This is a genomic window from Henriciella sp. (assembly GCF_049649345.1).
Classification (GTDB): Bacteria; Pseudomonadota; Alphaproteobacteria; order Caulobacterales; family Hyphomonadaceae; genus Henriciella.
In genome coordinates, this window is sequence record NZ_JBARZC010000635.1 from 1 (window position 1) to 4,991 (window position 4,991).

General features: G+C 61.0%; 5 protein-coding genes and 1 pseudogene. 2 read left to right on the plus strand and 4 right to left on the minus strand.

The features are described 5' to 3' along the window. On the minus strand, positions 1-372 hold a 372-nt coding region (locus tag WA989_RS17535), incomplete at its 3' end, for a hypothetical protein (protein WP_424341766.1). 509 nt (positions 373-881) lie between these two features. Between WA989_RS17535 and WA989_RS17540 the strand changes: the two genes are divergently transcribed. Then, complete coding sequence (locus WA989_RS17540; RefSeq protein ID WP_424341767.1) at positions 882-2,762, plus strand: M2 family metallopeptidase; 1,881 nt, start codon at positions 882-884, stop codon at positions 2,760-2,762. A gap of 52 nt (positions 2,763-2,814) precedes the next feature. Here the strand turns inward: WA989_RS17540 and WA989_RS17545 are convergent, their stop codons facing one another. Beyond that, positions 2,815-3,315, minus strand: a complete 501-nt coding sequence (locus WA989_RS17545; RefSeq protein ID WP_424341768.1) for a thermonuclease family protein — start codon at positions 3,313-3,315, stop codon at positions 2,815-2,817. A gap of 88 nt (positions 3,316-3,403) precedes the next feature. Next, on the minus strand, positions 3,404-4,396 hold the full coding sequence (locus WA989_RS17550) for a M20/M25/M40 family metallo-hydrolase (RefSeq protein WP_424341769.1): 993 nt from the start codon (positions 4,394-4,396) through the stop codon (positions 3,404-3,406). Between the two features lie 79 nt (positions 4,397-4,475). On the opposite strand from WA989_RS17550, the gene WA989_RS17555 reads away from it, so the two are divergent. After that, entirely contained in the window at positions 4,476-4,709 is a 234-nt protein-coding gene (locus WA989_RS17555; RefSeq protein WP_424341770.1) for a BolA/IbaG family iron-sulfur metabolism protein, read from the plus strand. Here the strand turns inward: WA989_RS17555 and WA989_RS17560 are convergent. Then, positions 4,706-4,991 (minus strand): annotated as a pseudogene (locus WA989_RS17560) (hypothetical protein); the annotation flags it as partial. The gene WA989_RS17555 and the pseudogene WA989_RS17560 sit on opposite strands and share 4 nt — an antisense overlap.

Genomic DNA, 4,991 nt, shown 5'->3' on the forward strand with positions numbered 1-4,991 from the left:
CCTTCGTGTCCACAACCAGAGGCCGAGCCCGATCAGAGCGAGCTGCACCATGATTCGCGCGCCCGCGCCCCATGGGACCGGGAAAACCGGGTCGGCGCGGAAAAAGTCCCAGACGTGCAGCGGCAGATAGCCAAGGCAGAGGCCTGCAAAGGCAAGGCCTGCGAGGGCGCGTGTGCGGGGGATAAGCACGGCAATGCCAATTGCAAGCTCAATGAGCCCGGACAGCCACACCACCCAAAGCTCGGGCATCCAGTCAGGTACGATAGCGAAAAAGGGCGCTGGCACGAAAAGGTGCAGCGCGCCGCCGATCAGCATCCAGGCGGCAATGAGGGCGGCGGCGATCCATTCCATCCGGTTTGAGATGGCCCGCAAACGCGCCGCGCCAAGGGCAAAACGTTTAATCGATCCGCCTCCCCTCGCGCCCCGGCTATAAGTTTCCCCATCCCATGGCCTGACAGGGCGGTCCGGACCGGCCGGGTGGCATATGGGAGGCGAGAGTGATTGCGGCTGCGGGCAGGGGCTAACGGCCCTGCGACACCCGTGGTGCAGCGCCCGGAAAATAGATCGCCACTGGCAGGGCAGCCCCTGTCGGCGGGCCTCTGGCGGGCCGGTAAGGGACACCTGCACGGCCAATAAATCTCGCGGGCGCGCCTGAAACAGGCGCTCTACAGCCACGCCGAAAGGCTGGCATTACACAAGCGTCTCTTCCAGGCGCGCCCGGCCCTGTCATCAGGGCGAGTTTTCCTTGAACCGCCAGAGGCATTAGGCCCCGTGGCGATTTTTGCGCTGCAGCACATGAGCGGCGACGCGAGCAAAGCCAGAATGCCCATTGACCTTCGCATGCCATGGCGCTTCGTTGCGTTCACCATGGAGGTCCCACAATGAAAAACAGATATATAACGGCAAGCGCGATGGCGATCAGTTTCGCCATGCTTGCATCCTGCGCCGGCACGAACACCGACGATGTGCCGCCAGCCGAAGTGCCGACACCGCCACTGGCGGCCGACCCGGTCGAAAAGGAAAACACCGGTGTCGTCGAGGCGCGCGCCTTCCTGGAGCGCGCAGACGCAGAGCTTGCGCAGATGTCGAAAGAGATCAGCCCGGTCTTCTGGGAGCAGGCCACGAATATTTCCGAGGAAACGAATGCCGCCGCGGCCGAAGCCGGCGCCAAGGCGACCAAGATCGCCGTCGCGCTCGCCAATGAATCCAAGCAGTTCAATGATGTCGACCTGCCGCCAGAGCTAGAGCGCAAGATGAAACGGCTCCAGTCCGGCGTGACCATCCCGGCCCCCTCAACTGAAGGTGCGGCAGAAGAGCTTGCCGAAATCACGACCGGGCTCGATGCGACCTACGCCACGGGCAAATTCACATATGAGGGCGAGGAGATGAACCTCGACCAGCTCTCGACCATCATCGAGACAAGCCGCGACCCGGAAGAGCTGAAAGCCGTCTGGGAAGGCTGGCGCACCGTCTCGCCGCCGATGAAGGATGATTATGCCCGCATGGTCGAGATCGCCAATGAAGGCGCGCGCGAGCTTGGCTATGACAATCTGAAAACGATGTGGCTGTCGAAATACGATATGCCGCCCGAAGAGATGGCGACCGAAGTCGACCGGCTCTGGGGCCAGGTCGAGCCGCTTTATGAGGAGCTGCACTGCTATGTCCGCGCCGAACTGAATGATCAGTATGGCGATGATGTCCAGCCTGCCACAGGCCCGATCCGCGCCGACCTGCTCGGCAATATGTGGTCACAGCAATGGTCGAATATCTATCCGCTGGTCGAGCCTGAAGGCCTGCCCGGCCAAGGCTATGATCTGACCGAGGAACTGGTCGCGGCAGACTATGACGCGATCAAGATGGTAGAGACGGCTGAAGGCTTCTTCACATCGCTGGGGCTCGCCCCGCTGCCGGATACGTTCTGGGAACGCTCCATGATCGTGCGCCCGCCAGCCCCGCGCGAAGTTGTCTGCCACGCCTCGGCCTGGGACCTCGATGACGAGGAAGATGTGCGCATCAAGATGTGTACCGAAGTGAACGCGGAGGACTTCTACACCGTCCACCACGAGCTCGGTCACAATTACTATCAGCGCGCCTACAAGGACGTCGACTACCTCTACAAGGACGGCGCCCATGACGGCTTCCACGAAGCCATCGGTGACTTCATCGCCCTTTCGATCACGCCATCTTATCTCGTGGACATTGGCCTGATCGATGAAAGCCAGGTGCCCGGCGAAGATGCCGACATCTCGCTCCTGATGAACACTGCGCTCGACAAGATCGCCTTCCTGCCTTTCGCCATCACGGTGGATAGCTGGCGCTGGGATGTGCTCGACGGCACGACGCCGCCTGAAGCTTACAACGACGCCTGGTGGGAGAAGCGCACCAAGTATCAGGGCATCGTCCCGCCGGGCCCACGCCCTGCCGACGCGTTTGATCCAGGCGCGAAGTATCACATTCCGGGCAATACGCCGTACCTGCGCTATTTCCTGAGCTACATCATGCAGTTCCAGTTCCACAAAGCTGCCTGTGAACAGGCTGGCTGGGAAGGGCCGCTGCATCGCTGCTCGATCTATGGAAACGAAGAGGTCGGCGCGCGCTTCAATGCGATGATGGAAATGGGCGCCTCGGAGCCATGGCCCGACGTGCTCGAAACCTTCACCGGTACACGCGAGATGGATGGCTCAGCGATCATCGAATATTTCGATCCGCTGATCACCTATCTCGAAGAGGAAAACGAAGGCCGGTCCTGCGGCTGGGAATAGGCCTTCGATTGTGTCTTGATGAAGTCCCGGACCGTCGAGGTCCGGGGCTTTTTTATGTACACCAGCCTTGCTGATGATTGCCCCAGCGGTGTGCGAGACCTTCATTGATCAGTGATTGTCCGACAGACCGCCCATCGACCGCCGCGACCCGAAGAAGGCGGCCATACTTGTCTCGGTCGCGCGATCCGGACGTCTTCAGCTCGACGCGGCCCTCATTCAGGAGCGCGGCGAGCCGCAGGCTTGCCTTTTGTCCGAGAATTTTTTCGGAGGGGCAGTCCGGCGAGAATATCTCTGGCGCATCAATGTCCGCCAGCCGGATCTTTTCCCCGGTTGCCCAGATTGTATCGCCATCGACCACGCAATTGATCCGTTGCCCTCCGCCGCACGCTGAGAAGAAAACAGGGGCCAGAACGGTCGACTGCTCCCTGGGCCGGTCCCAATAGGAAATGGCGACGGCGATGATCAGCAGAATCAGCAGGGGCAGGATCGCGACATCGCCGCGCTGCATGCGCAGCCAGCGGCCAAAAAAGAAGGATCTGAGGATGCGAACCATATCCGAATCTCCGCTCTGGGCGGGCTGAATATGGTTGACGAAAGGTTACTGAATTGTTTCCGAAACCTTGATTTTCCCGGCGAGAAGCTCAGTCAGCGCTCGCCTCTTCTGCGGCGACCCAGTCATCAAGCGCCTCCGCCATGAGGATGATCGTATCGACGGACCGCGCAAACGCCTCAGGGTCCACCTTGTCGAACGTGTCGGTCGGCCGGTGATAGTCAGAATGGTCCTCGACACCGAGATAGAGGATCGGAATACCGGCGAGAAAGAAGGGTGCGTGGTCCGATGCGAGCGTCCAGTCATCCTTGCCGAGATCAGGCGTTTCATGGCCGCGCAAGAGCTTGATCGGGGCGTCGGCCGCCACCGCTTCAATCACCGGGACAAGGTCGGGGACGTGATAGCCCCCAACCGCGTAAAGCTCGCTCGCATCGGCCCGCGCGACCATATCGAGATTGAGGTTGAGCGCGATGTTGGTTTTCTCTGTGTCGCTCAGTTTCGCGACGAACTGCCCCGACCCGGTGATGCCGTCTTCTTCGGCGTCGAAGAATGCGAAGATCAGGTGGGTCGCTGGCGGATGAGCTTGGAACCAGGCAATCACCTCCATCAGCGCTGCTACGCCGGACGCATTGTCATCTGCGCCATTGTAGACTTCGCCATCCTTGATGCCGAGATGGTCGTAATGGGCCGAGAGAACGATGGCCTTGGCGTCCCGTGCGCCTCTGTTTTCGCCGGGGATGACGGCAATCAGATTTGTGCCGTCAATGACACCGCCGGGTTCATCGAAGCGGGGCGCTGCGAATTCGATTTCATACCCCTCCTTTCGGGCCGGGGAGACGTTCATCTCCTCAAGGCGCGACTTGATCCACGCTCTGGCTTTCAAATTGCCGGGAGTGCCACTCTGGCGGCCTTCGAATTCGTCCGAGGACAAGGTCCTCAGGGCCGTTAGAGCGCGGTCTGCATCATGGAATTGCGCGTCATAGGCAGGCGAAACCCGGCTTGCTTCTCGGGTATCGACCGGCGTTTGCGGCGGGCTGGAACAGGCATTGATTGCAAGCAGAGTAAGCGCGAGTATACGGATCATGCAGGTCATTCCTCAAAACCAAACCGGCTTGACCCTAGGCTCATTGATGGCCATGTGCCAGCCGGAAGGAGACTCGCTCATGGCCATGGATCGCGCAACGCTGGAAACCCATCTGAGGGAAGCATTCCCCGAAGCAGAGATCGTGCTCACCGATCTGGCGGGAGACAATGACCACTGGCAGGCGGAGATCGTATCGCCGCAATTTGCAGGGGTGCCGCGCGTGCGTCAGCATCAGATGGTCTATGCGGCGCTCAAAGGCAAAATGGGCGGGGAACTGCACGCACTCGCATTGAAAACGAGCGCGCCAGACTAGTCGTCGCTGGCAGGAGGGCTCCTGTCCAGCGCGCTGTCGTCCTCATTGGCCGTCGGGTCGAGATAACCGGCTGTAGCCTCATAGTCTCCGGGCAGAAGTTCCATGCTCTGCACCGAGTAGACAGGCGCTGTTTCGAGCCGGCGCCTCGGCAGGGCGGGGCGGTCATCAGACCCTGTCATCATACGCGGTGCACCCGGGAGCGGCTTCAGACCGTCGGCTAAAATCGGGCTCTGGCCCTGCTCGGGTGGCGGAGGCGGGGATACAGTCGGCGCCGGTGCGGGC

Bases quoted from the DNA above. Each gene is read 5' to 3' on its own strand.
- WA989_RS17540 (WP_424341767.1), top strand. From the start codon at position 882: ATGAAAAACAGATATATAACGGCAAGCGCGATGGCGATCAGTTTCGCC.
- WA989_RS17545 (WP_424341768.1), bottom strand. From the start codon at position 3,315: ATGGTTCGCATCCTCAGATCCTTCTTTTTTGGCCGCTGGCTGCGCATG.
- WA989_RS17550 (WP_424341769.1), bottom strand. From the start codon at position 4,396: ATGATCCGTATACTCGCGCTTACTCTGCTTGCAATCAATGCCTGTTCC.
- WA989_RS17555 (WP_424341770.1), top strand. From the start codon at position 4,476: ATGGCCATGGATCGCGCAACGCTGGAAACCCATCTGAGGGAAGCATTC.